Genomic DNA, 24,452 nt, shown 5'->3' on the forward strand with positions numbered 1-24,452 from the left:
GGGGTGCATCGCCCCTCGGTGCATCCCCGCCGATTCCAAACTCCCCGGCGCGGGGCAGCCACCCGGAACTCGTGTTGTGGCTAATTAGTGGGGTTCGACGCGCGGCAACGGCGCCGCACCCGATCCCACCCGTGCCGGGGGCACCCACCCGGCTACACGGTGCCGCACCCGAACGGCCCTGGTGACCCAACCAGCGGTTCCCAGAAATGGGGCCGGGTGGGAAGAACGACAGTACAAGGAAAGGAACAGATCGTGACTACGTTCATTGACGATCCGCTCGCTTCGGCAAGCGGCCGTTTCGCAGGCGCGCCGCACACCGACGGTGAGACGGTGGAGGTTGTTGACGAGGCTGCGCGGCCGTTCGGCTTGCGAGTGACCCAGGATCGCCCGTTGCCGATTCGCCCGGACTTCGATTACTGCCACACCCAGCAGGTGGCGGTGGACGTGGACGGTTCGGGTGTGCCGTTGGTCGAGCGCATGGATAAGGACTGGAAGACCAAGGCCAGCAGCGACGGCGACGAAGGGCCGGAAGAGCACTACGACTGGGAAGAACTATAAGCAATGACGGTTGTCATCTTCGCTGACGAGGCAGACGCCCCGGTGGACGCCGTGGTGCAAACCCTCACACAGCGAGGGGTGACGGTGTTCCGCGCCAACACGAGCTGGTTCCCGGACCGGCTCGTGCTTGACGCGGAACTCCGCGCTTCCCGCTGGGTAGGGCATCTGGCCACAGAGCACCGCAGCGTGGCGCTGGAGGACATCCGCTCGATCTGGTACTGCTCGCCGACTCCATTCCAGTTTCCGCCTGGAATGGCGTCGCAATGGCGAACCCACGCGGCACGGGAAGCGAAGTTCGGCTTCGGCGGTGTGCTGTCCGCGCTGCCGGTGTTGTGGGTCAACCACCCGAACCGGGCGGCCGATGCGATGTATAAGCCGCTTCAACTGGTCACGGCCGCCGCGTGCGGCCTTATCGTGCCGGACACGTTGGTGACGAACGCGCCGACCGCGGTACGCCGCTTCGCCGAGAACACCACGACCGGGGTGGTGCAGAAGTCGTTCGCGGCGAACACGCTGACCGAAGACGACAAGCTCAAGATCGCCTTTACCCGCAGGCTCGACGAGGCGGCGTTGCGTGATCTCGGCGGCATCGGGCTGACCGCCCACCAGATCCAGCAGTGGGTCGACAAGGACTATGAGGCGCGGGTGGTCGTAGTCGGGGATCAGGTGTTCACCATCGCCATCCACGCGGATTCCCCGGCCGCGTATGTGGACTGGCGCGCCGACTTCGACGCGCTGCGGTACGAATGGATACCCACACCGCCCGAGGTGGACACCGGCGTGCGGATGTATATGGACGCCTTCGGCCTGGCCTACGCCGCGTTCGACTTCAGCGTGGACCGCGCCGGGAACTGGGTTTTCCTTGAGTCCAATGGCGCAGGTCGGTATGGATGGTTGGAAGCTCGGACCGGCGCGCCGATCACCGAGGCGCTTGCCGACCTTCTCCAGACGGGAAAGGAGGAAACGACACGTGATCGACTGGAAGCCGAAGGCCCGCGGCCTCGCGGATGCGCTGGTGCAGCAGGGCAAGCTCACGTCCCCCGAATGGCGGGCGGCGGTCGAGGGCACACCTCGGCATGAATTTGTCCCGGCGTACTACGTCCACGAGGGGGGCGGTTGGCAGCTGGCAGAGACCAGCACACCCGCCGGTCGCGAGGCGTGGTTGAGCCTGGTGTATTCGAACGCGGTCCTGATCACCGCGCTGTCTGAGGGCGATGCGGGGCAGGTGGTGCGGTCCTCGTCGTCACAGCCTGGGCTGATGACGCGAATGCTCGAAGCGCTCGACGTGCACGACGGACAGCGGGTGCTGGAAATCGGGACAGGCACCGGATACAACGCTGCGCTGTTGTCCCACCGGCTCGGCGACGACCGGGTGTTCAGTGTCGATGTCGACGATGACCTGGTGGAGGCGGCCCGCTCCCGCCTGGCGGCTATCGGTTACCAACCGACGTTGGTCACGGTCGATGGCGCGGGCGGTTTGCCGGAGCATGCCCCGTTCGACCGGATCATTGCGACCTGTTCGGTTCCCGCCGTGCCTTGGGCGTGGGTCGAGCAGACCCGGCCCGGCGGTCTGATCCTCACGGACGTGAAACCAGCGGTTAACGCGGGAAGCCTCGCGTTGCTGCGGCGAACGGATGAGGGTGCCGAAGGACGATTCGACCGAACCTATGCGGCGTTCATGGGGCTGCGGAAACAGGGCGAGGCATACACCAGCGTCTCCCGGCCACGCGACCGCTCCGATGCTGCGGAGCGCAAAACCACCATCTCACCGGAGACCTTGCAGAACCTCGTCGTCTGGTTTCTCGTGGCGCTCGAAATCGGGGCCGGTGTGTCCTGCGGCTACACCGGAAGCGATCCGGTGCGGGCCCCGACCGCCGCGTGGATCGCAACGGCCGACCGATCCTGGGCGGAAATCGACCTGGAACCCGACGGCGGAGCGTACCGAGTCCGCGAAGGCGGACCGCGGCCACTGTGGAAGACCGTCGAAAACGCATATACCACGTGGGTACAGCGCGAACGGCCCGGATGGGAGCGGTTCGGGCTCACCGTGACACCGACCGAGCAGTACGTTTGGCTCGATGAACCCCACGGCACGCACCGCTGGCCGATCCACACCTGACCCGGAAACGACAAACGCGCCCCCGCACCCGACCGGTGAACCGGAAGGATGCGGGGGCGATCGTGTTTGGTTCCCGGCCGCGACCAGGGGGTGGTGTGGCGGCCGGGCATTGGCGAGGCTACTCGACGGTCGAGCGCGAGTCCATGTAGGTCGGCCTGCGGGCGGAGCCGAGCAGTATCCGCGCGATTAGTGCGGATAGCCGTGGTTCGGCCCAGCGCAGCAGCGTGTAGACGGCGGCGAGCACGATCGGTACTACCAGGGTCGGCCCGGCGTCGCCGAGCGGATCGGTGATCCAGTCTGGGGCGCCGGCGGTCACCAGCCACGCCACGAGCGCCGACCATGCCGCGGGCACGACGGTGCGTAGCCACGAGCGCAGTTGATCAGACATGTTCGCCACCCCGCACGTTCACATCGACGTTGATGGTCGCGTCGGCGATGGTCCGGCGCACCGTTTCGTCGATGCGGGTGACGAGCTCGTCGGCGTCGAATTCGCTGCCGGTGACTGCGGCGGCCAGCGTGCGGATCGCCCCGGACTGGGCGGCGAGCAGGGCGCGATTCTGGAAGCCGTAGGCGTCGCCGTTGAAGGCTGCGTCCGCGATGCTGAGCTCGACCTCGGATCCGGCTACCCGCGACACGTGCAGTTCGCGCCACAGCACATCGACGATAGCTCGCTTGGCGTCCTCATAGGACACAGCATCCTCCACAACGTTCGGGGCGGTGGTGGTGTTGAAACTGGGCAGGTTCCACGGGCGGTCGTCGTCGCACAGCTCGGCAACCACGCTGATGTGGAAGTGCTTGCGGTGCGGGTTCGCGCCGGTGTAGGGCATCCACTTCCACGGGTTGTTTCCCGGACGTGAGTCGAGGATCAACCCATTGGCGATGAGGTATTTGATCCTCGGGTCGCGGCTCGCAGCGAGCTCGTCGGTGATCCGGTCAATGTCCATGCCGTGGGCCAGGTCGTGGGTGAAGTCGCCGGCGGTGACCACGCCGATGCCGCCGACGACGTGCCACGGGTTGTGGTCACTGCTGCGGGAGGCAAGCGCGGCGTCGCCGATGCTGCCGTCGGATGCCTTGCTGCGGCCGGGGAATGCGGTGTTGAGCTGCTCGCGCAGGGTTTCCAGCGAGCGTGCTACGCGCCAGGTCATGCGATCACATCCCAAACCCTTCACCATCCACGCGGGCAGCGACGCCGGATATGTCGACTGACGCACCGACTACGACACCAACAGCTACACCGTCACCGAACCGCCGACCGACGTCGCGACCGGAGTCCGTGGCATGCTGCGTGAACTCGGCCTGGTCTATGGCGCGTTCGACTTCGTCATCGGCGCGGACGGCAAATGGACGCTGCTTGAGCTGAATCCCACTGGCCAATACGGATTTCTGGAGCACCACACCGGAGTAGATCTGACCGGCCAACTGGCCGATCTCCTGACGAAGGGACAGCCGTGACCACGACGATAGACCTCAAATGGCCGGTGCACGCGCGGCGCCTGGCAGATCAGTTGCAGCAGGCGGGCGACATCCGATCCGCCGCTTGGCATTCGGCAGTCGCAGATCGCCGCCCAGGACGGCGCGGACGGTCTGCCCGACCACGCGCCCTACGACCGAATAACTCACCGCCACCACCATTGGATCCTGGCCACTGGTCGAGCACGGGCCGACGCCGCTGTGGCCAATCGTCGAACGGGCCCATGAGCTCTGGCGCGACCTCGGCAGCCCCAGTTGGTCGCGGCTGGGTCTCACCGTCACTGCGGATACCCAATGGGTGTGGATCAACGAACCACACGGCAAACATCAATGGAGCCTGACCATCTAACCGCCGCCGGAAACGACGAACACGCCCCGCACCCGGTGAAGGGATGCGGGGGCGCGGCGGGAACGACCGTGCGAAGCCACGCGGTGAGCTGGTCGGGCATCAGGCAGCGTCCTTTCCGGCGAGGCGCTGCCCCAGCTCGGTGACGATCGCCTCGGCCTGCTCGGCGTTGTCCTCGCCGAGCGCGGCGCGCACGGGCTCGGCCACGACCGGGCCAACGACGTCGGCCAGCACCGGGCGCAGCGAGGAGACGACCTTCGCGGGATCAGCCTGGCCAGCGGCGTTGATCATCGGCCGAACGCCGCAACGAACGCAGCCCTGCCGCGACGGTGTAGTCGTCGGTGAACCCGAGCGAAGAAAGCACCCGGCGCGCCCGGATCACCACGCCCGGCACATGTTGCAGCACCACACCGCTGACGAACGTGCCGTGCCCCGCCTGGCGGTCCTGACCGGCGTCGCCGTCGGCGTCCAATTCCTCCGGCACGGCCTCGAACCAGGGCCGATCCCCGAACCACGGATGCGGCCCGGGGACCACGGCGTGGGAGCCGGTCGCCGGTGAGCCGTGGGTGCCGCGCCTGGCGGTGCTTGTCGACCAGTCGTCGGGGCCTCGTTCATCGCCAAAGGCAAGGGTATGGCCTTCCACATCTTCCAATACAGCCCGACCCGATGGACGGCACACGGTAGCTACTACTGGAGATAGTGACCGTAGCCGCGGTCATGTCCAGCGGTAGGTCGAAAAGAGGGCCCGCCCGGTAACAGGACTACCGGGCGGGCGCTTCCCTATGCAGGGTCAGCCTTTGAAACGGCCGGCCTTGATCGCATCCACGAACGCCGACCACTGGCCCGCCGTCGTGGTGAAGTAGCCGGCGGCGCGATCCTTGGTGTCGCGCACCGCGGCACCATCGGCAACACGCCCGACCTCCACACAGGTGCTTGTGTGCGGCCACCAGCTGATCGCCGACAACACCGAACTCGCATGGCTGTGGGACACGTGCCCGGACTGCAACGCGGCAGCGCACGTGCTCGCCGGGGTCCCGATGCCGCCGGCGGTGGGTGCGCGATGAGCGCGCAGGTGCAACCGCAGTTGCACGAGTTGTTGGTGCGTGCCTCGGCTGTGCTGGAGGTCCTCGCCGACGACGTGCGCGAGCAGACCGTCGCCGACGAGCAGTACACCGAAACCGCGGCGCTGCTCCACGAGATTGCCGAGCTGCTGCGGGACCAGAGCGCGACCTACGTTCCGCCGCGCGTGATCGACGGCGAGAGGACAGGTCGATGATCGCCGCGTTGGTCGCGACAAGCCTGCTCGGCGTCGGTGTGCTCGCGCTGTGGGCGACGTTCTACTACGCCCCGGCACAGCACGCCGGTAGCGGCGAGGGTGCGTTGACGGTCGCCTACCTGGTCGCGCGGGTGGAGGCCGAGATGCGCGGACATGGCCGGCATCGGCTCCGCGAGCCGCGGATCGTCCAGATACGTGGAGATCTGGCCGATGCGCTCGCCGTCGAGGAAACCCGGCACCTGCCACTAATCGAGTCTGGATTGCCGGTCGATGACCGCGAGGCGATGGCCCGTCATCCAGGAATGATGCGCCGTCTCCTGGCCGCGCTACACAACCTCTCCCTCTGACTCGGTGGGGACGTCGCAGTCGATCCACGGCCGACGTTCCCGCCGCAACCACGTGCCTGCGCCGTTACCGACAGGTCGGCCAGGTACACGGATGGTCAGGCGACGGAGGCCCCCCGGCGTCGTCTGACCATCCACCCCAGCTCCCCGGCGCGGAACGGCCGACCGACCCGACATGGCGGCCGTAGCTGGGACGACGAGCGGCAGTGCGCCGCAACCGACTCCACCACGCCGGGGGACCTGCCACGCTATCCGGCGCGGCGAACTTCAAGAGGAGGGCGAAGTGTCGGCGGTCGGTGATCTCGATCAGGCATTGGCGCAGGTGGTTGATCGGATCACGGCCGCCCTCGGCCTTCTCACCGCCGCACAGGACGCCTGCGACGAAGCCGGTGAAGTCCTGGGGTTCGCACTGGAAGGCACCGCCGACCCGGCGGCACTGGAAGTCCTCGCGGCGGTGGAGCCGACCAGCGACGAGTTGATCCACGCCTACCAGGCGGCAACCTGCGTGATCGAGCTGATCACCACCTACCGCCGAGGTCTGGAAATCCAGCAGGCCGTCGACTCCACCCCGCCCAGCGCCGCACACCCCTCAACCGCGGGCCGGGTACCTACAGACGCCGCCCACGACCGACGGTGGGTCGAGCAGGCGCGCAACCGACTACCCCGCTGGGAAGGCGGACAGACGACAGGCTTCGGCTACGACCGCGACGGCACCGAGTTCCGCATCACCAGCGGCCTGGAAGACATCTCGGAGAGCGCGCGTCTGATCCTGCACAACAGCGATCGGTTCACACCCCACTCGGATCGAGGCGCGCCGACGATGATCACCCACGTGGAGACCAAATACGCCCAGATGATGCGCGAAGCCGGGCAGACGTACGGCGTGATCGTGCTGAACAATGCGGTCTGCAACATGGACACCGGATGTGGCGCGGCGGTGCGTGCCATCCTGCCCCTCGGCTCGGTCCTGGTGGTGTGGCAGCCAGGCGCTACGAAACCGATTGAGATTCACGGAGAAGCCAGACCATGACCGCAACGGACACAGCGACCGTGATTACCGTCGTGTTCCACTCCGAATTCCACTACGCGGGCACTCTTGAAGAGGTCGACGCGCTGGTGCGGCGGATCGTCGAGGATCCGCCGCGGCCGGTCTGCGCGGTCTATGTGTGGGACCGGCCGTGCCGCGGGCACTTCGAGCCTGGCGGCCCCGCGTTTCCCACCGGACGCCTACGAGTGTCTACTTCGCCGACCGGCTGGGGCGCGCTCAACTACGTCGACCGGGACAGGCCGGACGGCGACCTGGTCGACTCCTACAACCCCGACGCTGGACCGGACACCGCGGTCCTGCCGCTGGACACCGACGGGATTGACTTCCCGGCCTCGGCGTCCCTGCCTCTGGAGAGGGTGCGCGAGGCCATCGCCGAGTACTGCCGTACCGGGGCGCGGCCGACGTGCGTGCAGTGGCAACCCGGCGAGTGGTACTGACCCGAAAACGACGAATGCGCCCCCGCATCCGGCCGGGCGAACCGGAAGGATGCGGGGGCGCTCGCATTTGGACCCGGCCACGACCAATGGGGGATGATGCGGTGGCCGGGCAACGGGATGCTACTCGGCGGCCGGGCGCGAGTAAACGGGCCGTGTGGGGCGGTGGCTGGTCCAGTGCACCGGACCGGTGGTGTTCGTCTGCGCGGCGGCGCATGCTGGACAACCGGGAGGAAATATCGCCGGGAGGAGGTGTCATGGTGACCGCAGGAAACCCCTACGCCGACCGGCGTGCACGCCTTGAACCACTCCGCACCCAATGGACCGAAGAACTGAAACACACCAGCGACCAGAACCACGCCGCCACCCTGCGCCTGATCGATCTTGCCGTGGCACTGGACCGGCTGGACTCACGAGCCCATCACGAAGAGCAATCTGGGCAGTGAATGGCGCCCGATCTAGACCATCCCTCAGCAGGGCGCCGCACAGAATCGCCCCTGCATCTGACCGACGAACCGGAAGGATGGGGGGCGGTCTCATCCACGCGAAGACGTGGGGCCCGCTGTCACATCGCCAGCGTCACCCTCCGTCGCGGCCGGCGGGTAGGTGGGCGGCGTGTTCGAACCGAGCAGAACTCAAGTCAGCATCGGCGACATGTGCGGCTCCGCTTTGCGCAGCAACGCGTAGACCGCGCCGAGCACGAGAGGCACGACCAGTGTCGGCCCGGCGTCGCCGAGCGGATCGGTGAGCCAGTCGGGGGCCCGACGTTGATCAGTCAGGCGATCAGTGCGGACCAGGCGGCGGGGAATGATCGTGCGAAGCCACGCGGTGAGCTGGTCGGACATCAGGCAGATCAGGCAGCGTCCTTTCCGGCGAGGCGCTGCGCCAGCTCGGTGACGATCGCCTCGGCCTGGTCCTGGTTGTCTGCGCCGAGCGCGGCGCGGACGGACTCGGCCATGACCGGGCCAACGACGTCGGCGAGCACCGGGCGCAGCGCGGAGACGACTGCGGCCCGGTCGGTCTTGCCGCGGCGGCGATCAGCGGGGAAGTCGGAAGATCAAACCGTTGTTGTTGCGGATCGCGTCGACCGAAGACACCCGAACCTTGCTGCCGGGGTAGCGGCTGGGCTGCGCAGCTAGCAGCGCGTCGTGCAGGTCCACCAGCATCGCGACCACGGTCCGCGGGCCGGTGAGCGTGCCCCAGCCGGACGGCTTGCCGTCCTCCACGGGCCCATGAGCTCGGCGTCGAGGTGCTTACAGATTTACTTCGCTTACCGCTCGAACGGGTAATGCCCACGGGCAAGATCGCGTGCCTCGTCCGGATCGCGACCCTCACGCAAGGCATTCGCAACGGCGGCAGCCACCTGCGGCGCGGCGAAGGACGTTCCGCTCCAACGCGCATAGCCGAACCGACGCCCACCACCGGGGACCAGCCGCACGAAGCTACTCGCCACGTCCACCCCGGTCGCGGCGGCATCGACCCAAGTCCCGGAATTGGAGAACCCGGCGACCGCGCCGTCGTCACCGGTCGCCGCCACCGCGATCACCGACGGCAGCGCGGCAGGCCAGAAAGGCCTGCTCTGAGCGTGATTCCCGGCCGCCGCGACCACGACGGTGCCACGCCAGTTGCGCAGTTCGCCGCGCAAGATCGGAGGGCACCCGTCATCCGCGGTGTGACATCCGGCCGTCAGCACGACGACACCGATGCGTTCGCCGCGGGCCTCGGCCGAACGCCGCAACGAACGCAGCCCTGCCGCGACGGTGTAGTCGTCGGTGAACCCGAGCGAAGAAAGCACCCGGCGCGCCCGGATCACCACGCCCGGCGCATGTTGCAGCACCACACCGCTGACGAACGTGCCGTGCCCCGCCTGGCGGTCCTGACCGGCGTCGCCGTCGGCGTCCAATTCCTCCGGCACGGCCTCGAACCAGGGCCGATCCCGGAACCACGGATGCGGATCGAACCCCGTGTCGAGCACGCCGACCACGACCGGCGGATCCCACTGCCCCACCGGCGGTTCCGGGAGCACCGGCCCGGGCAGCGCATCCGCCCCGGTCCCGAACATCACTGGCGTGCCGAACATGACCGGACAACCGAAGTGCACGTGGTTGACGGCGACGCTGGCCTCCCGGGCGAGGTCGACGCACCGGTCCCGCTCCGCGCCGCGCAACCGAACCCTGGCCAGCAGCAACTCGTCGTCGTGCTGCACATAGTCGACCCAACGGCGGTACCGGTCGAGCACCGGATCCAGGACGCTGGCCGGCGCGATCAGCTCGCCCCGCCGCACCAGGCACTCGCCGCTCCCACCGGGATCGTGCAGCAGCAGATCATGCCCATAGGCAGCCCACACCTGCTGGAGTTCGCCTACGCTGAGCCGAATTTCAGCTTCTTGATCCACAACGGACACTGTGCCGGGCGGCCCGTCCGTCCACAGCGGACACGCCGCCGTCGGTAGCCGACTCACCCGTCCGACGGCGCGTGAGATCTTTCCCACTAGCCCGATTGCGTGGAGAATGCAAGACCAACCACCGATCTCGTCGCTGTAGGTGGCCCGAAACGGCCACCGCAGGTGGTTGAATGCCCATACCGCGCCGATCACCCCCGGCGCGCCCGACGCCGACGCCGCGCACTGCCGCGCGGACCCGACCGACAGGCGGTGGTAACCGTGACAGGAACCTGCGCGCAGCGCGGTCCCTGGTCGCGGCTCAGCGCGCTCGCGGTACGGGCCGCGTTCATCGGCGGCCTGAGCATCGCCGGATGGCTCGGTGCGGCAGCAGCGGCCGATGCCCTTGAACTGCCCGAGAACGACCACCTCCGGGTCGAGGTGGAGCAAATCGTCCTCGACCCGATGGCGAACCCCGTCCCCGCGAACCCCGCCCCCGCGTGGCCCGAACTCGACCCGGTCGCGCGGCCCGTGGTCGAGAAACCCGAGATCGAACCGCCCCGCATCGAGGCCCCGGCGCCGCCGAACGCCGACCCCGATCAGCCCGCCGCGGTCACCGACGAAAATGACAGCGCCCCGCCGGTGCCGCCGCCACCCCCGCTGCCGGTCCAGCAGCGCACGGCCGCGCCGACCAGCAACGACCAGGCCGCGCCGCGCCCGAAGCAGTCCCCGGTCCCCGATGCGACCGTTCGGATCATCCCGAAGCCGAGGGGCCCGGACGAGTCAGCCCCGTCCCGCGTCACCCCGCCAACCGAACCGGCACCGGAGCCTCCGGTGTCCCCCGCACCGGCCACTACGCTGTCCGCAGGATCGACCTCCTGGGGCGGCGGGCTACGCGGCCTGCTGGTGATCCTGCCGGCCGACCCGAGCCCGTCCGGACCGGTGTCCACCGGCGTCGACAACCGGGAAACCCGGCCGACGACCGGCATCTTGTCCTTCGAACCATCGACATCGCCCGACTGACGCTGCGCCGAGCCGCTGCGGCGGCAATGCTGGGAAACATCCGCACCCACCAGCTCCGAGCCGGCCGTCTGCGCCCGGCCGGATCGGAATCGGGGGCGCCCCGGCCCATCCCCGGCAACGTCAATGACCAGACGCAACGCCGAGGACCGGGCCCGGTCCCCAAAGCCCCGGTGCCGCAATGCCCCTGCGGCACCGGGGCGGCGCCCGAAACCGCCCGTCGGCACGACGAGGGGCCGTGCCGACGGGCGGCCCGCCGTTTTAGAGGTAGCGCAAATTGTGTGGTGAGGTGGGCGTCAGGCAAGCGGCGAAGCCGCTTGCCGCCCCTTCACAACTTGCACCGCCTCGGGTTCTCAGGCTGTGCCCGCCCCGTCGGGGTTCTTGGCGAGGCCAGCCCCAATGCCGCGTATCAGACATTTACGAGTGGGGCTTCCGGAGTCCAGACGGCGTCCGGGGTTCCGCCACCCGCACCGCCACACAAGCCAATTTGCGCACACCTGTTCTCAGGCGATCGGCGCCGTCAGGATGGTGTTGCCGGGGCCTTCGGGCACCGATGCCGTCGCCGCGGTGAGGCGGCGGATCGCCTCTTCCAGCTGGTCGCCCGGCAACGTGTACGGCACTCGCATCCAGCGCTCCAGCGACCCGTACACCGAGAAACGCGCCCCCGGTGCCACCCGCACACCGTGCTGCTCCGCGGCCACCGAAAGCCGGCTGCTGACCGGTGCTCCGATGTCGCACCACAGGGCCAGGCCACCGTCGGGGACGCGGAAGCGCCAATGCGGCAGGTGCTCGCGCAATGCCGCGATGAGGCAGTCGCGGCGCTCGATCGACTCGACGCGCCGGCGCTCCAGCACCTGGTCGGCGTCCTGCAGCAGCTCCGCCAGAGCCAGCTGTTCGAGGATCGGGCTGCCGAGGTCCATCGCGGCGCGGCCGATCACCATGCGCTGCACGAAGTCCTCGGACGCGCGGATCCAGCCGAGCCGGAGGCCACCCCAGAACGACTTGCTGGCCGACCCGACGAGGATTGCCCGATCGGTGAACGCGGCCATCGGTAGCGGCGCTTCGGCGCCGGTGAGGTCGATCTCGGCGAGCGTCTCGTCGATGACCGCTGTTGTGCAGGTGCGGGCCAGCGCCCTGGCGAGCTGGGCCCGGCCGCCCGCATCCAGCCGGACGCCGGTCGGGTTGTGGAAGTCCGGGATCAGGTACGCCAGCCGCGGTGATGTCTGCCGCAGGCTGGCGGCGAGCAGCTCCACGTCCCAGCCGTCCTCGACCATCGGCACCGCGACGGGGGTCGCGTTGAGGCCGCGGATCGCCTCCAGCGCGTTCGGGTAAGTCGGGTGCTCGACGAGCACGCGTTCGCCCGGCGACACCAGCATCCGCAACAGGAGCGCGAAGCCGTGCTGCGCCCCGTTGGCGACGAGGATCTGCTCCGGGCCTGTCGGTAGTCCCCGCTTCGCGTAGCGCTCGGCGATCCGCTCGCGCAGCACCGGCAGGCCTTGCGGCTGGTAGCCGTGACCGGACAGGTGCTCTGCGAACCGCAAGCGCGCCCGATCCACCGCAGCGCACAGTTCCGGCGGTGCGCTCGGCGTGGCCTGCGCGAGGTTCAGCACCTCGGTGCCCGCGGTAGGGAACCAGCCACCGTGGGATTCGTTGTCGCGCTCCTGGTCCGGCAGCTTCACCCACGACCCGGCGCCGCGCCGGCTGGCCACGAAACCGTCCTCCCGGAGCCGGTCGAGCGCCCGCGCGATCAGGGTCCTGCTGACCCCGAGGGCATCGGCGAGCTCGCGTTCCGCCGGAAGTCGAGTCCCCGGCGGCAGTCGGCCGTCCAACGCCAGCTGCCGCAGCGCCGCGGCCAGCGCCTGGGAGGACGGGCGTGCTGTTCCGTCCCAGGAACCGAGCAGCTCGACGAGCTTGCGGCCGGGGATGTGCGCGGACGGGGCGAAGACCATAAGGCCAATTGTAGTTGATTGGCTATCGACGACAAGGCCAATTCTGTTCTAGAAAGTCCTCATGGCCTCGATCTCGACCCCTGTGGACCTCTCACCGCTCTCCATCCGGACCCGCCCGCTGCTCCGGCTCGGGCAGCTCATCGGCGGTCTGGTGCTCTACGGAGCCAGCATGGGGTTCATGGTGCGGGCGCAACTCGGCCTGGACCCGTGGGACGTGCTGCACCAGGGCCTGGCGCAACGCCTCGGCTGGAGCTTCGGGGCGGTCACCGCGCTGACCGGCGTCGCGGTCCTGCTCGCCTGGCTGCCGCTGCGGCAACGGCCCGGCATCGGCACGGTCGCCAACGTTGTCGTCATCGCCATCTCGGTGGACACCACCCTGGGCCTCACCCCACCGATCGACGCGCTACCGGGGCAGATCTCGGTGATGATCGGCGCCATCGTGCTCAACGGCTTCGCGACGGCAGTTTACGTCGGCGCGCGGCTCGGACCGGGTCCGAGGGACGGGCTGATGACCGGCCTGCACGCCCGAACTGGCTGGTCGGTGCGCTTGGTCCGCACCTTGATCGAGCTCTGCGTCCTCGCGGCCGGGTGGCTGCTGGGCGGCACGGTGGGCGTCGGCACCGTGCTCTACGCGCTCGCCATCGGGCCGCTGGCCCAGTTCTTCCTGCGATTCGCGGCGGTCCGGGAGAAAAAAGATCTCTGCCCCTAGAGACATCCGGGATACCACGAAGTAGCATGGACGCCGTCCACCTGACCCCCAGGGGTGGACCTTGACGCCCCCGCACTCCCGGTAACCCCCAGGCCGGTTGAGCGCGGGGGCGTCCCTACTTGGTTTCCGCCTCGTCTTGTGCGGCGGTGCAGGTCAGGCAGGCGGATACAGGCTTGACAGGTGGCCCGTGCCCTGGCACTGCGGGCGGGTCCGCCACTCGCCCGTGGTCATCCCCGTCCGCATGTCCTCGGTGGCCTGCACGACGTACATCCGCGGCTCGCCGAGCTTCCGGAGTCCGCCGCAGGTGAAGCACAGCGCGCGGGCTCGTCGTTGCCCGGCATGTCTCGATCCTTCCACGGTCGCGAACGCGACCGGCTCGCGGTCAGATCGCGGCGATCGTGCCGGGTGGCCACCATCCCTGTTGCAGCCCGCCCTCCCGTATCGATGCCGTCGATCAAGCTACCGCCGAGGCACGACAGTCATCAGGTCGGTCGGACCCCGTCTCCAGCCCGGTGGCGGCGAACGTTTCCGGACCAGTGCTCCAACGTCACAGGCTGACGACGGGCGCGGGAGCACTCACGGCGAGGTCTCGGCGAGCTTGCCACCCGACATCTCCAGGCGGCGGGTGGTTCGCACCGCATCGAGCATGCGGCGGTCGTGAGTCACCAGCAGGAGCGTGCCCGCATAGGAATCGAGGGCCGACTCCAGCTGTTCGATGGCGGGCAGGTCGAGGTGGTTCGTCGGCTCGTCCAGCACCAAGAGGTTGACCCCGCGCCCCTGGAGCAGGGCGAGTGCGGCCCGGGTGCGCTCGCCGGGCGACAGCGTGGCGGCCGAGCGCAGCACGTGGTCGGCCTTGAGGCCGAACTTGGCGAGCAGCGTGCGGACCTCGGCGTTCTCGGTGTCGGGCACGGCCGCGCAGAACGCGTCGAGCAGCGACTCCGAGCCGTGGAAGAGCGCGCGTGCCTGGTCGACCTCGCCGACGACGACGCCGGAGCCGAGCGCCGCGGACCCCGCATCCAGCGGGACGCGCCCCAGCAGCGCCCCGAGCAGCGTCGACTTGCCCGAACCATTGGCGCCGGTGATCGCCACGCGGTCGGCCCAGTCGACCTGCAGCGTCACCGGTCCCAAGGTGAAGTCGCCGCGCCGCACCTCCGCTTCGCGCAGGGTGGCGACGACCGCCCCGGAGCGGGGCGCCGCCGCGATCTCCATGCGCAGCTCCCACTCCTTGCGCGGCTCCTCGACGACATCGAGCCGCTCGATCAGGCGCTCGGTCTGCCGTGCTTTGGAGGCCTGCTTCTCGGTCGTCTCCGAACGGGCCTTGCGGCCAAGCTTGTCGTTGTCGGTGCCCTTGCGGCGGGCGTTCTTGACGCCCTTGTCCATCCAGGCGCGCTGCATGTGCGCACGCGCCTCCAGCGCGGACTTCTTGTCGGCGTACTCCTCGAACGCCTCCCGCGCGTGCCTGCGCGCGACCGCGCGCTCCTCCAGGTAGGCGTCGTAGCCGCCGCCGTAGAGGTTGATCTGCTGCTGGGCCAGGTCGAGTTCGAGGACCTTGTTGACCGTGCGGGTGAGGAACTCGCGGTCGTGGCTGACGACGACGGTGCCGGCGCGCAGCCCGCGCACGAACCTTTCCAGGAGTTCGAGGCCCTCCAGATCGAGGTCGTTGGTCGGCTCGTCCAGTAGGAACACGTCGTAGCGGGACAGCAGGAGCGAGGCCAGGCCCGCGCGGGCGGCCTGACCGCCCGAAAGCGAGCTCATGGCCTGGTCGAGCTCGACGAACAGACCAAGCGAATCCGCGACGCCTTCGGCGCGTTCCTCCAGGTCGGCACCGCCCAGGCTCAGCCAGCGATCCAGGCTCGCGGCGTACGCGTCGTCGGCCCCGGGCGCGCCCTCGGTAAGGGCCTGCGTCGCCTCGTCCATCGCGCGCTGCGCCGCAGCGACGCCGGTGCGGCGGGCGAGGAACTGGTTCACCGTCTCCCCGGGCCTGCGATCGGGCTCCTGCGGCAGGTAACCGACGATCGCGGTGGCGGGGGAAAGGCGCAGCTCGCCGCGCTCCGGCGCGTCGAGCCCGGCCAGCAGTTTCAGCAACGTGGACTTCCCGGCGCCGTTGGCCCCGACGAGCCCTATCACATCGCCGGGCGCGACGACGAGGTCGAGCCCGGTGAACAAGGAGCGGTCGCCGTGCCCGGCGGCGAGATCAGAGGCAACGAGAGTCGCAGACATCAGACCGCCGAGAATAACAACAGCCCCGGAAGCCCCCGCGGAACGCAGGCGGCCCCTACCGATCCCGGTAAGGGCCGAATTGACTGGTCTTCGCGGTGGCCAGGGGCGGGGTCGAACCGCCGACCTCCCGCTTTTCTACGACACCCGCGCCGAACGCGCCGGAGACCGGGAGATCCATGTCGTCATCCTCTCGCCCCGCTCCTGAGCGCAGGCCCGGTCATACGGCCCGGCCTAGGCTGGAATCGATCAGCGGGGAAGGAGCGTCGATGGGTTCCGGGGACATATCTCCGCGCGGCGGCTCGCGCGGGTGGCCCTATCCGCAGCGCAGCGCCATCGAGCAACTCGGCGACATGGACCGCGACGACGCCCTCGCCTTCATGCGCCGGACCGGCGACCTGCTGATGGTGCACAAGTTCGGCGTCGACGAGCTCATGACCAAGCTGCGGATCTGGAGCGAGGAGTTCGACTACGCCCACGAGCACGATCCGATCGAGCACATCACCTCGCGGATCAAGCGCCCGGAGGCGATCGCGGCCAAGCTCGCCCGGCGCGGGCTGCCGATCGACCCGGTGTCGGCCCGCGAACACCTCACCGACATCGCCGGCGTGCGCGTCGTGTGCCCGTTCATCTCCGACGTCTACCTCGTCCGCGATCTCATCCGCCAGCACCAGATTGAGATCGTGCAGACCAAGGACTACATCGCCGCGCCGAAGCCGAACGGCTACCGCAGCCTGCACCTGATCATCAACGTGCCGGTGCACCTGTCCGACCGCACCGAGCAAGTGGCCGTCGAACTCCAGCTGCGCACCATCGCGATGGACTTCTGGGCCGCCGTAGAGCACGAGCTGCTCTACAAGAGCGGGGGCGAGGTGCCGGAGAGCTTCGCCGCCGAGCTCAAAGCGGCGGCCGAGGCCGCTGCCGGACTCGACGCTCAGATGTCTTCGCTGCACGAACGCAGCGAGGAGGCGCCCGGCTAGAGCGCGGCTAGAGCCGGGAGCTGGATCGCAGCGCCAGCATGTGACGGACGCCCTCCGAAGCGACCTCGCCGCCGGACGGAACGCCTACTCCCCGGAAGACCGACTGAAACGAAACAGCCCCCGCCGAAACTGGCGCGGGCTGTTTTCGCGGCTTACGAGCGGTGGCCAGGGGCGGGGTCGAACCGCCGACCTTCCGCTTTTCAGGCGGACGCTCGTACCAACTGAGCTACCTGGCCGATAGCGTCGGCTCAATGCCGTTCGCCTTGGCGACCCAGACGGGACTCGAACCCGCGACCTCCGCCGTGACAGGGCGGCGCGCTAACCAACTGCGCCACTGGGCCATGCTTCTATCTTCAGTTGTTCGTACCCCCAACGGGATTCGAACCCGCGCTACCGCCTTGAAAGGGCGGCGTCCTAGGCCGCTAGACGATGGGGGCTTGGCCGATTCGAAACCGACCCGGCCTTGCCTCCAACCGGCTTTCCCCTTTTCGGAGCGCCCCGTTGGCAGTGATGAAAGCTTACGACATGCCTTCAGCGCCCCCAAGGCGGGGGGTCCCTTAAGCCGCATGACACCCCTCGCGACACCGATCCGACGCGGGACAGCCTCCGATGATAGCCATTTGACCTGCCGCTTTGTTGGATCTTGGCACCCCATCGCCGACGTAGGGTGGCGAGCACCCAGCAGCCCACGAGGCGAGTCCCGAACCCGAAAAGCGCACAAATCAGACAGATGGCGATTTTGTGATCCGCGCCTCAAGATCGACCCGTCGGTTCGGGTTCGCGCGCCAGTCCTCCCGGGCGATCGCGGCGAGCACCACGCGCCAGATCTCGCCGAAGCGGTCGGCCGGCCCCGCCGGCACGAAGAGGTCGTCCGCGATCCGCCGCCCGAGCGACGCGGTCCACGAACGGATGATCAACTACGCCACCGGAAGTTACCGCGAATCCGACCATCCCGCCCGCCGGGTTCGAGCCGGCGCCGACTTGCCGACGCCGCTCGACGAACGCCCCGAAAGCGCACCTCGGCGGCACGGCGGACGCCCGGTCAGCGCGTGACCGGCGGCTGTCCGTCGTCGTCGGGCGCCAATCCCAGCATGTCCAGCAGGAGCTTGCAGTCCTCGGCGTTTTCCGCGCTGCGGGCGACCGCCATCCTGGCCCGGTGCACCTGCTCCGACGAGATCCGCGAGGGCTCGCCGGTGCGCGGCGCGGGCACCGCGGACGACTGCCGCGAGGACCCGTCTTCGTGTTGCCACAAGAACTTCCGTACGTCCAGTGACCCGTACATGACGCCTCCCCGGCCTCGGGTTCCGGGCGCAATTTATCCACAGGTCGTCAACACCCGCAGCCCCCCAGAGAGTGATTTGACTTCGACGCAGAGTAATCGCGTGGGAAACCTCGATCCACTTCGAATATTGCCCTGGTCACACCCCCTGAGCCACCCCCACCACGATCGTCCATAATGGACGTTCGGGACAGTTTGCGGCGGAATCCGCATCGAGTCGTGGCAGAAACCTGCCAGGAGGGAACTTTCATGAGCAGTCAGACGTTCGTCGTTAGCGGCATGACGTGCGGCCACTGCGCCAAGTCCGTCACCGAGGAGCTCTCGGAGCTGCCCGGCGTCAGCGGCGTGCAGGTCTCGGTGGAGAGCGGGCAGGTCTCGGTGACCAGCGAGCAGGAGCTCACCCGGGACGCGGTGGCGGCGGCCATCACCGAGGCGGGGTACACGATCGCGGGGTGGCCCGGCGCGAACTGAGCAGCGACCGGGATGCAGCAATCCTGCGGCGGAAAGCTCCCCACAACGTCCTGCGACGTGCCACAATCGGTCCGCTGACAGACCCCCGGTCAGCACCTGTGGAGATCCCCTCCGGCCCCCGCGTTCCTCCCCCTGGCGCGGGGGCCCTCCGCTTTTTCATCACGATCGCAAAAGCGCAGGTGGGAGCGCTTTTCTGTGACTCGGCGAGCGGTGATAGGGCTCACAGCGACTCGCGGGTCGCAACACAACCGTTATCGTGTGCCGGTGGCTCTAGGACGAACCAAGACCGGCCGACGGCAGCAGAAGTCTGCCCAGTCGGCCGAACCGGATCATGAGTTCGAGTCGTACCTGGCTGCGCTGGCCCCTGAGGAGAGCGTCGAATCCACCGGGTCCGGACGCCGCTTCGGCGCCTCACAGGTCTACCAGCTGCGGCTGCCCCTGATGGCCAACGAACGCCTGCGGGAGCTCGCCTTCAAGCAGGGCACCTCGCCGGCAGCGCTGGCCCGTGACTGGGTGATGCAGCACCTGGCGGACGCCGACGAGGAGCCGGTGCAGAGCGGCCCGGCACCGAGCGGCCAGGGGCCGGTGTGGCCCGGCGAGGACACGCAGCAGGGCTTCCGGCCCGCGCCGGAGTACGACGCGCCGGCAGGTTACGACGCGCACGCCGGTCACGACGCGCCGGCCGGTTACGACGTGCCAGCCGGTTACGACGTGCTGGCCGGTTACCCCGGCATCGAGGAGACCGACGAGATCACCGTGCCGCAGAAGCGGTTCCGGCGCTGATCCCCCCGAAACCCGACCCAACCCCCGACCCGATCCCCGACCACTGATCTGATGGCCGGCGGAGGCCGCAACCCCGAGGCCTCCGCCGTCCTTTTCTCTCAGGCCGGCAGGCCGAGTTCCCGGGCGATCAGCATGCGCTGGACCTCGCTGGTGCCCTCGCCGATCTCCAGGATCTTGGCGTCCCGGTAGAAGCGCCCGACCGGCGTCTCGTTCATGAACCCGTAGCCGCCGAAGATCTGCGTGGCGTCCCGGGCGTTGTCCATCGCCGCGTTCGACGAGACGAGCTTGGCGATCGCGGCCTCCTTCTTGTACGGCTCGCCGCGCACCATCCGCGATGCCGCGTCGTAGTAGGCCAGCCGCGCGGTGTGCGCGCGCAGCTCCATGTCGGCGACCTTGAACTGCATGGCCTGGTACTCGCCGATCTTGCGGCCGAAGGCCTCTCGTTCACCCAGGTAGCGCAGGCATTCGTCGACGCAGCCCTGGGCGAGGCCGACGCCGACCGCGGCGATCGCGACCCGGCCCTCGGTGAGCGTCGCGAGGAACTGGGCGTAGCCGCGGCCGCGCTCGCCGAGGAGGTTCGCGGCGGGCACCCGGCAGTCATCGAAGGACAGCGCATGGGTGTCGGAGGCGTTCCAACCGACCTTCGAGTACTTCTTCGCGACGGTGAAGCCCGGGGTTCCGGCGGGCACGATGATCGTGGAGATCTCCTTGCCGCCGCCCGGCTTCTGCCCGGTGACGGCGGTAACCGTGACGAGGCCGGTGAGGTCTGTGCCGGAGTTGGTGATGAACGCCTTGGAGCCGTTGATCACCCACTCTCCCTCACTCTCGGCTTCGCTCGAGCGCGAGGTACCCCCTACGTCGAGCACCGCTGTGGTTTGGGTGCTGCCCGCGTCGGAGCCGCCGCCGGGCTCGGTCAGGCCGAACGCGCCGAGAATCTCCCCGGCCGCCAGGCGGGGCAGCCAGGTGCGCCGCTGCTCGTCGCTGCCGAACCGGTAGATCGGCATGACGCCCAGCGAGACCCCGGCCTCCAGGGTGATCGCGACGGACGAGTCGACACGCGCCAGCTCCTCCAGCGCCAGGCACAACGCGAAGTAGTCGCCGCCCATGCCGCCGTGCTCCTCGGGGATCGGCAGCCCGAACAGACCCATCCGCCCCATGGTCTGCACCAGCGGGTACGGGAATTCCTCGCGTTCGTAGTAGTCGCCGATGACCGGGGCGACTTCCTTGCGGGCGAAGGTCTGCACGCTCTCGCGCAGGGCTTCGTGCTCTTCGCTGAGCCGGTGATCCACCATCGTTCAGGCCTCCTCTTGAGCGGCGAGGACAGCCAGCGGCTGGTCGAGTCCGACCGACTGCCCCTTCCTGGCGTGCACTTCGGTGACAACGCCGTCGATCGGCGCGGTGACGGTGTGCTCCATCTTCATCGCCTCGACGACGAACAACCTTTGTCCGCTGCGGACTTCCTGGCCGGGGCTCACCTCGGCGACCAGCACGGAGCCCGGCATCGGACTGGTCACCACGCCGTCCGACCGACCGGCGGCGCCGCCGCGCTCGGCGAGCAGGCGGTGCTCGGCGAGCGCCCAGGCGTGGCCGTCCGCGGCGAGCCAGGTGGTGCCGTCGACGTGCGCGTAGCGGTACCGACGGGTGCGGCCCTGGTAGGTGACGGTCAGGGTGTCGCCGTGCGCTTCGACCGAGGCCCGGTGGACCGCAGTTTCAATTGAAACTGCCGTTGCCGGGTCACCCTTGGGCACAGTTTCAATTGAAACCCCGGCGTCCCGGGCGCGGCCTCGCAACCGGACGCGGACCTCGTCGGCCGGGCCGGCGAAGCGCCAGGTGCTCCAGGCAGGTTCGCCGAGCCGCCAGCCGTCGGGGATGTCCCACGGGTCGACGACCGGCTCGGTCGGTTCGGCGGCGAGCAGCCGCTCCAAGGCCGCGGCGACGTAGGCGTCGTCCGGTGTCGTGTTGCTCTCGGCGACGAGCGAGTCGAGTTCGCGCTCGACGAGGCCGGTGTCCAGGCGGCCGGCCAGGACGTCGTCATGCCTCAGCAGTGCGCGGAGGAACGCGACGTTGGTGTGCAGGCCCAGGACCGCCGTGTCGGCGAGCGCGGCGTCCAGCCGGCGCAGCGCATCGGCCCGGCTCGGCGCCCACGCGATGACCTTGGCCAGCATCGGGTCGTAGTCCGATCCCACGCGCCCGCCCGCGCGCACCCCGGAATCGACCCGGACGCCGGGGCCGGACGGCTCGTGCACCGCCAGGACGTCGCCGCCCGTCGGGAGGAAGTTGCGGGTCGGGTCCTCGGCGTAGACACGGGCCTCGACGGCGTGGCCGTCGATCGACAGGTCCTCCTGCGCCCAGGGCAGCGGCTCTCCCCCGGCCACCCGGACCTGCTGTTCGACGAGGTCGACGCCGCGTTCCCCGCCGACCGAGGTGACGAGTTCGGTGACCGGGTGCTCGACCTGCAGGCGAGTGTTCATCTCCATGAAGAAGAACTCGTCCGGGCGGTCGGCGGAGACGATGAACTCGACGGTGCCCGCCCCGACGTAACCGACCGAGCGCGCCGCGTCCACCGCGGCGGCACCGATGCCGGCGCGCGTTTCGGCGTCCAGCAGCGGCGACGGGGCCTCCTCGACGATCTTCTGGTGCCGCCGCTGCAGGCTGCACTCGCGCTCGCCGAGGTGCACCACGTTGCCGTGCGCGTCCGCCAGCACCTGGACCTCGATGTGCCGCGGTCGGGTCACGAAGCGCTCGACGAACAGCGTGTCGTCGCCGAACGCCGAGCGGGCTTCGCGGCGCGCGGAGCCGATCTGGTCGTTCAAGGTGGACTCGTCGTGGATGAGCCGCATGCCCTTGCCGCCGCCACCGGCGGATGGCTTCAACAGGACCGGGAAACCGATCTCGACCGCCGCCGCGTGCAGGTCGGCGTCGGTCATGTCCGGCTCGCTGCGGCCGGGCACCACCGGGACGCCGGCGGCGGAAACCGTTTGCTTGGCGCGGATCTTGTCGCCCATCGACTCGATCGCGGTGGCCGGTGGGCCGATGAAGACGATGCCCGCCTGCGCGCACGCCTCGGCGAAGCCGGCGTTCTCGGCGAGGAACCCGTAGCCGGGGTGGATCGCCTGGGCTCCGGTGCTGCGCGCGGCGTCCAGGATGCGCTTGCCGTCGAGGTAGCTCTCGGTGGCCGGGCTCGGTCCGATGTGGACTGCGGTGTCGGCCTCGGCGACGTGCCGCGCGCCGCGGTCGGCGTCGCTGAACACCGCGACGGAGCGGATGCCCAGCCGCCGCAGCGTCCGGATCACGCGTACCGCGATCTCGCCCCGGTTCGCCACCAGCACCGTGTCGAAGTGCTGCATCGTCACCCCTTCGCCTTGCCGAACGGCAGATCACAACGTTTCGCCTGGTCAACACCCGTGAGCGCTTTTGGTCGCCAGAGCACCGAAAACCACTCACGGCCTGTTTTTCACATCCGGAAGACGCCGTAGGAGATTGGTTCCAGCGGGGCGTTGGCCGCCGCCGAGATCGCCAGGCCCAGAACCGTTCGGGTCTGCTTCGGGTCGATCACGCCGTCGTCCCACAGCCGGGCAGTCGCATAATACGGGTGGCCCTGGTGCTCGTACTGGTCCCGGATCGGCTGCTTGAACGCCTCCTCGTCCTCGACCGACCAGTGCTCACCGCGCGCGTCCAGCTGGTCGCGGCGCACCGTCGCCAGCACCGACGCCGCCTGCTCGCCGCCCATCACCGAGATCCGGGCGTTCGGCCACATCCACAGGAACCGCGGCGAGTACGCCCGGCCGCACATCGAGTAGTTGCCCGCCCCGAACGAGCCGCCGATGACGACGGTGAACTTCGGGACGCGGGCGCAGGCCACGGCGGTGACCATCTTCGCGCCGTGCTTGGCGATGCCGCCCGCCTCGTACTCCTTGCCGACCATGAACCCCGAGATGTTCTGCAGGAACACCAGCGGGATGGACCGTTTGTCGCACAGTTCGATGAAGTGCGCGCCCTTGAGCGCCGACTCGCTGAACAGGATGCCGTTGTTGGCGATGATGCCGACCGGGTTCCCGTGGATGCGGGCGAAGCCGGTCACCAGCGTCTGGCCGTAGTCGTGCTTGAACTCCGCGAACCGGCTGCCGTCCACGATCCGCGCGATGACTTCCCGCACGTCGTAAGGGGTGCGGCTGTCGGTCGGGACCGCGCCGTAGAGCTCGCCGGGGTCGACCGCCGGCGCCTCCACCGGCGCGACGTCCCACTGCCTGGGCTCGCGGGGGCCGAGCGTGCTGACGATCGAGCGGACGATGCGCAGCGCGTCCGCGTCGTCGGCGGCCAGGTGGTCGGTGACGCCGGAGGTGCGCGAGTGTAGCTCGCCGCCGCCGAGCTCCTCGGCGGTCACCTCGGCCCCGGTCGCGGCCTTCACCAGCGGCGGACCGCCCAGGAAGATGGTGCCCTGCTCGCGGACGATCACGGCCTCGTCGCTCATCGCCGGGACGTAGGCACCGCCCGCGGTGCACGAGCCCAGCACGGCGGCGATCTGCGGGATGCCGCGGGCGGACATGGTCGCCTGGTTGTAGAAGATCCGGCCGAAGTGCTCGCGGTCCGGGAACACCTCGTCCTGCCTGGGCAGGAAGGCCCCGCCGGAGTCCACCAGGTACAGGCAGGGCAGGCTGTTGTGCAGCGCGACTTCCTGCGCGCGCAGGTGCTTCTTGACCGTGATCGGGTAGTACGTGCCGCCCTTGACGGTTGCGTCGTTGGCGACGACCACGCATTCCCGCCCGGACACCCGGCCGATGCCGGTGATGATGCCCGCCGACGGCGCTTCGTCGTCGTACAGGCCGTGCGCGGCCAGCGGCGAGAGCTCCAGGAACGGCGAGCCTCGGTCGAGCAGCGCGTCCACCCGGTCGCGGGGTAGGAGCTTGCCCCGTTCGACGTGCCGGATGCGGGCCTTCTCGGGCCCGCCCAGCCGGGCGCGGCCGAGCTGGGTGTTGAGGTCGTCGACGAGTTTCGCGTGCTGCTCGGCGTAGCGGGCGAAGTCCGCCGAGTCCGGGTCCACGGCCGTGCGCAGGGCGGGCGCATCCATG

General features: G+C 69.2%; 33 protein-coding genes and 3 tRNA genes. 15 read left to right on the forward strand and 21 right to left on the reverse strand.

The features are described from left to right. The first annotated feature begins 252 nt into the window (after positions 1 to 252). The 3 genes from tgmA to tgmC are packed head-to-tail and all read left to right on the forward strand — an operon-like array spanning position 253 to position 2,677. Entirely contained in the window at positions 253 to 558 is a 306-nt protein-coding gene (gene tgmA / locus ACRXBZ_RS17425) for a putative ATP-grasp-modified RiPP (protein WP_433879990.1), read from the forward strand. A gap of 3 nt (positions 559 to 561) precedes the next feature. Continuing rightward, a complete protein-coding gene (tgmB, locus tag ACRXBZ_RS17430) occupies positions 562 to 1,638 on the forward strand; it encodes an ATP-grasp ribosomal peptide maturase (RefSeq protein WP_433879991.1) in 1,077 nt (358 codons plus the stop codon). Continuing rightward, the gene (tgmC, locus tag ACRXBZ_RS17435; protein ID WP_433879992.1) at positions 1,529 to 2,677 is read left to right on the forward strand and encodes an ATP-grasp peptide maturase system methyltransferase; all 1,149 of its coding nucleotides are present in this window, start codon (positions 1,529 to 1,531) and stop codon (positions 2,675 to 2,677) included. The genes tgmB and tgmC overlap by 110 nt, the downstream gene beginning before the upstream one ends. Positions 2,678 to 2,795: 118 nt before the next feature. On the opposite strand, the gene ACRXBZ_RS17440 is transcribed toward tgmC, so the two are convergent. Together ACRXBZ_RS17440 and ACRXBZ_RS17445 are read right to left on the reverse strand one after the other, a co-directional pair. Next, positions 2,796 to 3,065 carry a hypothetical protein gene (locus ACRXBZ_RS17440; RefSeq protein ID WP_433879993.1) on the reverse strand — a complete coding sequence of 90 codons (270 nt, stop codon included), beginning with the start codon at positions 3,063 to 3,065 and terminating at the stop codon, positions 2,796 to 2,798. Continuing rightward, on the reverse strand, positions 3,058 to 3,822 hold the full coding sequence (locus tag ACRXBZ_RS17445; RefSeq protein WP_433879980.1) for a hypothetical protein: 765 nt from the start codon (positions 3,820 to 3,822) through the stop codon (positions 3,058 to 3,060). Before ACRXBZ_RS17445 ends, ACRXBZ_RS17440 begins: the two co-directional genes overlap by 8 nt. Before the next feature lie 133 nt (positions 3,823 to 3,955). Here ACRXBZ_RS17445 and ACRXBZ_RS17450 point away from each other — a divergent pair, with 133 nt between their 5' ends. Continuing rightward, positions 3,956 to 4,129 (forward strand): hypothetical protein, encoded by a 174-nt coding sequence (locus ACRXBZ_RS17450; protein ID WP_433879981.1) that lies wholly within the window; start codon positions 3,956 to 3,958, stop codon positions 4,127 to 4,129. Positions 4,130 to 4,595: 466 nt separating this feature from the next. Here ACRXBZ_RS17450 and ACRXBZ_RS17455 read toward each other — a convergent pair whose 3' ends face one another. The 3 genes from ACRXBZ_RS17455 to ACRXBZ_RS17465 all read right to left on the reverse strand — a co-directional run bounded on the left by ACRXBZ_RS17455 (position 4,596) and on the right by ACRXBZ_RS17465 (position 5,460). After that, entirely contained in the window at positions 4,596 to 4,784 is a 189-nt protein-coding gene (locus tag ACRXBZ_RS17455; RefSeq protein WP_433879994.1) for a hypothetical protein, read from the reverse strand. Beyond that, on the reverse strand, positions 4,759 to 4,977 hold the full coding sequence (locus ACRXBZ_RS17460) for a hypothetical protein (protein ID WP_433879995.1): 219 nt from the start codon (positions 4,975 to 4,977) through the stop codon (positions 4,759 to 4,761). The genes ACRXBZ_RS17455 and ACRXBZ_RS17460 overlap by 26 nt, the downstream gene beginning before the upstream one ends. A 306-nt stretch (positions 4,978 to 5,283) precedes the next feature. Next, positions 5,284 to 5,460, reverse strand: coding sequence for a DUF397 domain-containing protein (locus ACRXBZ_RS17465; protein ID WP_433883905.1), 177 nt, complete (start codon positions 5,458 to 5,460; stop codon positions 5,284 to 5,286). Between ACRXBZ_RS17465 and ACRXBZ_RS17470 the strand changes: the two genes are divergently transcribed. The 6 genes from ACRXBZ_RS17470 to ACRXBZ_RS17495 all read left to right on the forward strand — a co-directional run bounded on the left by ACRXBZ_RS17470 (position 5,429) and on the right by ACRXBZ_RS17495 (position 8,041). Beyond that, complete coding sequence (locus ACRXBZ_RS17470; protein ID WP_433884147.1) at positions 5,429 to 5,557, forward strand: hypothetical protein; 129 nt, start codon at positions 5,429 to 5,431, stop codon at positions 5,555 to 5,557. The two genes, ACRXBZ_RS17465 and ACRXBZ_RS17470, sit on opposite strands and share 32 nt — an antisense overlap. Beyond that, on the forward strand, positions 5,554 to 5,769 hold the full coding sequence (locus ACRXBZ_RS17475; RefSeq protein WP_433879996.1) for a hypothetical protein: 216 nt from the start codon (positions 5,554 to 5,556) through the stop codon (positions 5,767 to 5,769). The genes ACRXBZ_RS17470 and ACRXBZ_RS17475 overlap by 4 nt, the downstream gene beginning before the upstream one ends. Beyond that, positions 5,766 to 6,116, forward strand: coding sequence for a hypothetical protein (locus tag ACRXBZ_RS17480; RefSeq protein WP_433879997.1), 351 nt, complete (start codon positions 5,766 to 5,768; stop codon positions 6,114 to 6,116). The genes ACRXBZ_RS17475 and ACRXBZ_RS17480 overlap by 4 nt, the downstream gene beginning before the upstream one ends. A gap of 280 nt (positions 6,117 to 6,396) precedes the next feature. Then, positions 6,397 to 7,143, forward strand: coding sequence for a DddA-like double-stranded DNA deaminase toxin (locus tag ACRXBZ_RS17485; RefSeq protein ID WP_433879998.1), 747 nt, complete (start codon positions 6,397 to 6,399; stop codon positions 7,141 to 7,143). After that, complete coding sequence (locus ACRXBZ_RS17490; RefSeq protein ID WP_433879999.1) at positions 7,140 to 7,598, forward strand: Imm1 family immunity protein; 459 nt, start codon at positions 7,140 to 7,142, stop codon at positions 7,596 to 7,598. The genes ACRXBZ_RS17485 and ACRXBZ_RS17490 overlap by 4 nt, the downstream gene beginning before the upstream one ends. Positions 7,599 to 7,852: 254 nt before the next feature. Then, complete coding sequence (locus tag ACRXBZ_RS17495) at positions 7,853 to 8,041, forward strand: hypothetical protein (protein WP_433880000.1); 189 nt, start codon at positions 7,853 to 7,855, stop codon at positions 8,039 to 8,041. A gap of 189 nt (positions 8,042 to 8,230) precedes the next feature. Here the strand turns inward: ACRXBZ_RS17495 and ACRXBZ_RS17500 are convergent, their stop codons facing one another. From ACRXBZ_RS17500 to ACRXBZ_RS17515, 4 genes are read right to left on the reverse strand one after another with little or no spacing between them, the layout of a single operon-like run. Beyond that, positions 8,231 to 8,440, reverse strand: coding sequence for a hypothetical protein (locus ACRXBZ_RS17500; RefSeq protein ID WP_433884148.1), 210 nt, complete (start codon positions 8,438 to 8,440; stop codon positions 8,231 to 8,233). Between the two features lie 8 nt (positions 8,441 to 8,448). After that, the gene (locus tag ACRXBZ_RS17505) at positions 8,449 to 8,580 is read right to left on the reverse strand and encodes a hypothetical protein (protein ID WP_433884149.1); all 132 of its coding nucleotides are present in this window, start codon (positions 8,578 to 8,580) and stop codon (positions 8,449 to 8,451) included. Positions 8,581 to 8,632: 52 nt separating this feature from the next. Beyond that, positions 8,633 to 8,821: a hypothetical protein gene (locus tag ACRXBZ_RS17510; RefSeq protein ID WP_433884150.1), complete on the reverse strand. Its 189-nt coding sequence runs from the start codon at positions 8,819 to 8,821 to the stop codon at positions 8,633 to 8,635. 44 nt (positions 8,822 to 8,865) lie between these two features. Further along, positions 8,866 to 9,990, reverse strand: a complete 1,125-nt coding sequence (locus ACRXBZ_RS17515) for a S8 family peptidase (RefSeq protein WP_433880001.1) — start codon at positions 9,988 to 9,990, stop codon at positions 8,866 to 8,868. A 267-nt stretch (positions 9,991 to 10,257) separates the two neighbouring features. On the opposite strand from ACRXBZ_RS17515, the gene ACRXBZ_RS17520 reads away from it, so the two are divergent. Then, positions 10,258 to 10,998, forward strand: a complete 741-nt coding sequence (locus tag ACRXBZ_RS17520) for a hypothetical protein (RefSeq protein ID WP_433880002.1) — start codon at positions 10,258 to 10,260, stop codon at positions 10,996 to 10,998. A 500-nt stretch (positions 10,999 to 11,498) separates the two neighbouring features. On the opposite strand, the gene yczR is transcribed toward ACRXBZ_RS17520, so the two are convergent. Next, positions 11,499 to 12,944: a MocR-like transcription factor YczR gene (gene yczR / locus ACRXBZ_RS17525; protein WP_433880003.1), complete on the reverse strand. Its 1,446-nt coding sequence runs from the start codon at positions 12,942 to 12,944 to the stop codon at positions 11,499 to 11,501. A 61-nt stretch (positions 12,945 to 13,005) separates the two neighbouring features. Between yczR and yczE the strand changes: the two genes are divergently transcribed. After that, positions 13,006 to 13,653 (forward strand): membrane protein YczE, encoded by a 648-nt coding sequence (gene yczE, locus ACRXBZ_RS17530; protein WP_433880004.1) that lies wholly within the window; start codon positions 13,006 to 13,008, stop codon positions 13,651 to 13,653. Between the two features lie 153 nt (positions 13,654 to 13,806). On the opposite strand, the gene ACRXBZ_RS17535 is transcribed toward yczE, so the two are convergent. The 3 genes from ACRXBZ_RS17535 to ACRXBZ_RS17545 all read right to left on the reverse strand — a co-directional run bounded on the left by ACRXBZ_RS17535 (position 13,807) and on the right by ACRXBZ_RS17545 (position 16,051). After that, positions 13,807 to 14,010 (reverse strand): hypothetical protein, encoded by a 204-nt coding sequence (locus tag ACRXBZ_RS17535; RefSeq protein WP_433880005.1) that lies wholly within the window; start codon positions 14,008 to 14,010, stop codon positions 13,807 to 13,809. 219 nt (positions 14,011 to 14,229) lie between these two features. Continuing rightward, a complete protein-coding gene (locus tag ACRXBZ_RS17540; protein WP_433880006.1) occupies positions 14,230 to 15,873 on the reverse strand; it encodes an ABC-F family ATP-binding cassette domain-containing protein in 1,644 nt (547 codons plus the stop codon). A gap of 55 nt (positions 15,874 to 15,928) precedes the next feature. Next, positions 15,929 to 16,051 (reverse strand): hypothetical protein, encoded by a 123-nt coding sequence (locus tag ACRXBZ_RS17545; RefSeq protein WP_433880007.1) that lies wholly within the window; start codon positions 16,049 to 16,051, stop codon positions 15,929 to 15,931. An 88-nt stretch (positions 16,052 to 16,139) separates the two neighbouring features. Here ACRXBZ_RS17545 and ACRXBZ_RS17550 point away from each other — a divergent pair, with 88 nt between their 5' ends. Next, positions 16,140 to 16,850, forward strand: a complete 711-nt coding sequence (locus tag ACRXBZ_RS17550; RefSeq protein WP_433880008.1) for a GTP pyrophosphokinase — start codon at positions 16,140 to 16,142, stop codon at positions 16,848 to 16,850. A gap of 162 nt (positions 16,851 to 17,012) precedes the next feature. On the opposite strand, the gene ACRXBZ_RS17555 is transcribed toward ACRXBZ_RS17550, so the two are convergent. The 5 genes from ACRXBZ_RS17555 to ACRXBZ_RS17575 all read right to left on the reverse strand — a co-directional run bounded on the left by ACRXBZ_RS17555 (position 17,013) and on the right by ACRXBZ_RS17575 (position 18,132). Next, positions 17,013 to 17,086 (reverse strand) — tRNA-Phe (locus tag ACRXBZ_RS17555). 28 nt (positions 17,087 to 17,114) lie between these two features. Further along, positions 17,115 to 17,191, reverse strand: a tRNA-Asp gene (locus tag ACRXBZ_RS17560). 23 nt (positions 17,192 to 17,214) lie between these two features. Continuing rightward, a tRNA-Glu gene (locus ACRXBZ_RS17565) sits at positions 17,215 to 17,287 on the reverse strand. 285 nt (positions 17,288 to 17,572) lie between these two features. Then, a complete protein-coding gene (locus ACRXBZ_RS17570; RefSeq protein WP_433880009.1) occupies positions 17,573 to 17,767 on the reverse strand; it encodes a hypothetical protein in 195 nt (64 codons plus the stop codon). Positions 17,768 to 17,892: 125 nt separating this feature from the next. Further along, the gene (locus ACRXBZ_RS17575) at positions 17,893 to 18,132 is read right to left on the reverse strand and encodes a hypothetical protein (RefSeq protein ID WP_168585652.1); all 240 of its coding nucleotides are present in this window, start codon (positions 18,130 to 18,132) and stop codon (positions 17,893 to 17,895) included. 246 nt (positions 18,133 to 18,378) lie between these two features. Here ACRXBZ_RS17575 and ACRXBZ_RS17580 point away from each other — a divergent pair, with 246 nt between their 5' ends. Beyond that, entirely contained in the window at positions 18,379 to 18,600 is a 222-nt protein-coding gene (locus ACRXBZ_RS17580; protein ID WP_168585653.1) for a heavy-metal-associated domain-containing protein, read from the forward strand. Between the two features lie 264 nt (positions 18,601 to 18,864). After that, positions 18,865 to 19,383, forward strand: coding sequence for a hypothetical protein (locus ACRXBZ_RS17585; RefSeq protein WP_433880010.1), 519 nt, complete (start codon positions 18,865 to 18,867; stop codon positions 19,381 to 19,383). Between the two features lie 98 nt (positions 19,384 to 19,481). Here ACRXBZ_RS17585 and ACRXBZ_RS17590 read toward each other — a convergent pair whose 3' ends face one another. The 3 genes from ACRXBZ_RS17590 to ACRXBZ_RS17600 form a co-directional block, all read right to left on the reverse strand. Beyond that, entirely contained in the window at positions 19,482 to 20,675 is a 1,194-nt protein-coding gene (locus ACRXBZ_RS17590; RefSeq protein ID WP_433880011.1) for an acyl-CoA dehydrogenase family protein, read from the reverse strand. Positions 20,676 to 20,678: 3 nt separating this feature from the next. Next, positions 20,679 to 22,730: an acetyl/propionyl/methylcrotonyl-CoA carboxylase subunit alpha gene (locus ACRXBZ_RS17595; RefSeq protein ID WP_433883906.1), complete on the reverse strand. Its 2,052-nt coding sequence runs from the start codon at positions 22,728 to 22,730 to the stop codon at positions 20,679 to 20,681. 107 nt (positions 22,731 to 22,837) lie between these two features. Beyond that, positions 22,838 to 24,451 carry a carboxyl transferase domain-containing protein gene (locus ACRXBZ_RS17600; RefSeq protein WP_433880012.1) on the reverse strand — a complete coding sequence of 538 codons (1,614 nt, stop codon included), beginning with the start codon at positions 24,449 to 24,451 and terminating at the stop codon, positions 22,838 to 22,840. Between the last annotated feature and the right edge of the window lies 1 nt (position 24,452).

Origin of the sequence: Saccharopolyspora hattusasensis, from assembly GCF_050972075.1 — a bacterium.
GTDB lineage: Bacteria > Actinomycetota > Actinomycetes > Mycobacteriales > Pseudonocardiaceae > Saccharopolyspora > Saccharopolyspora hattusasensis.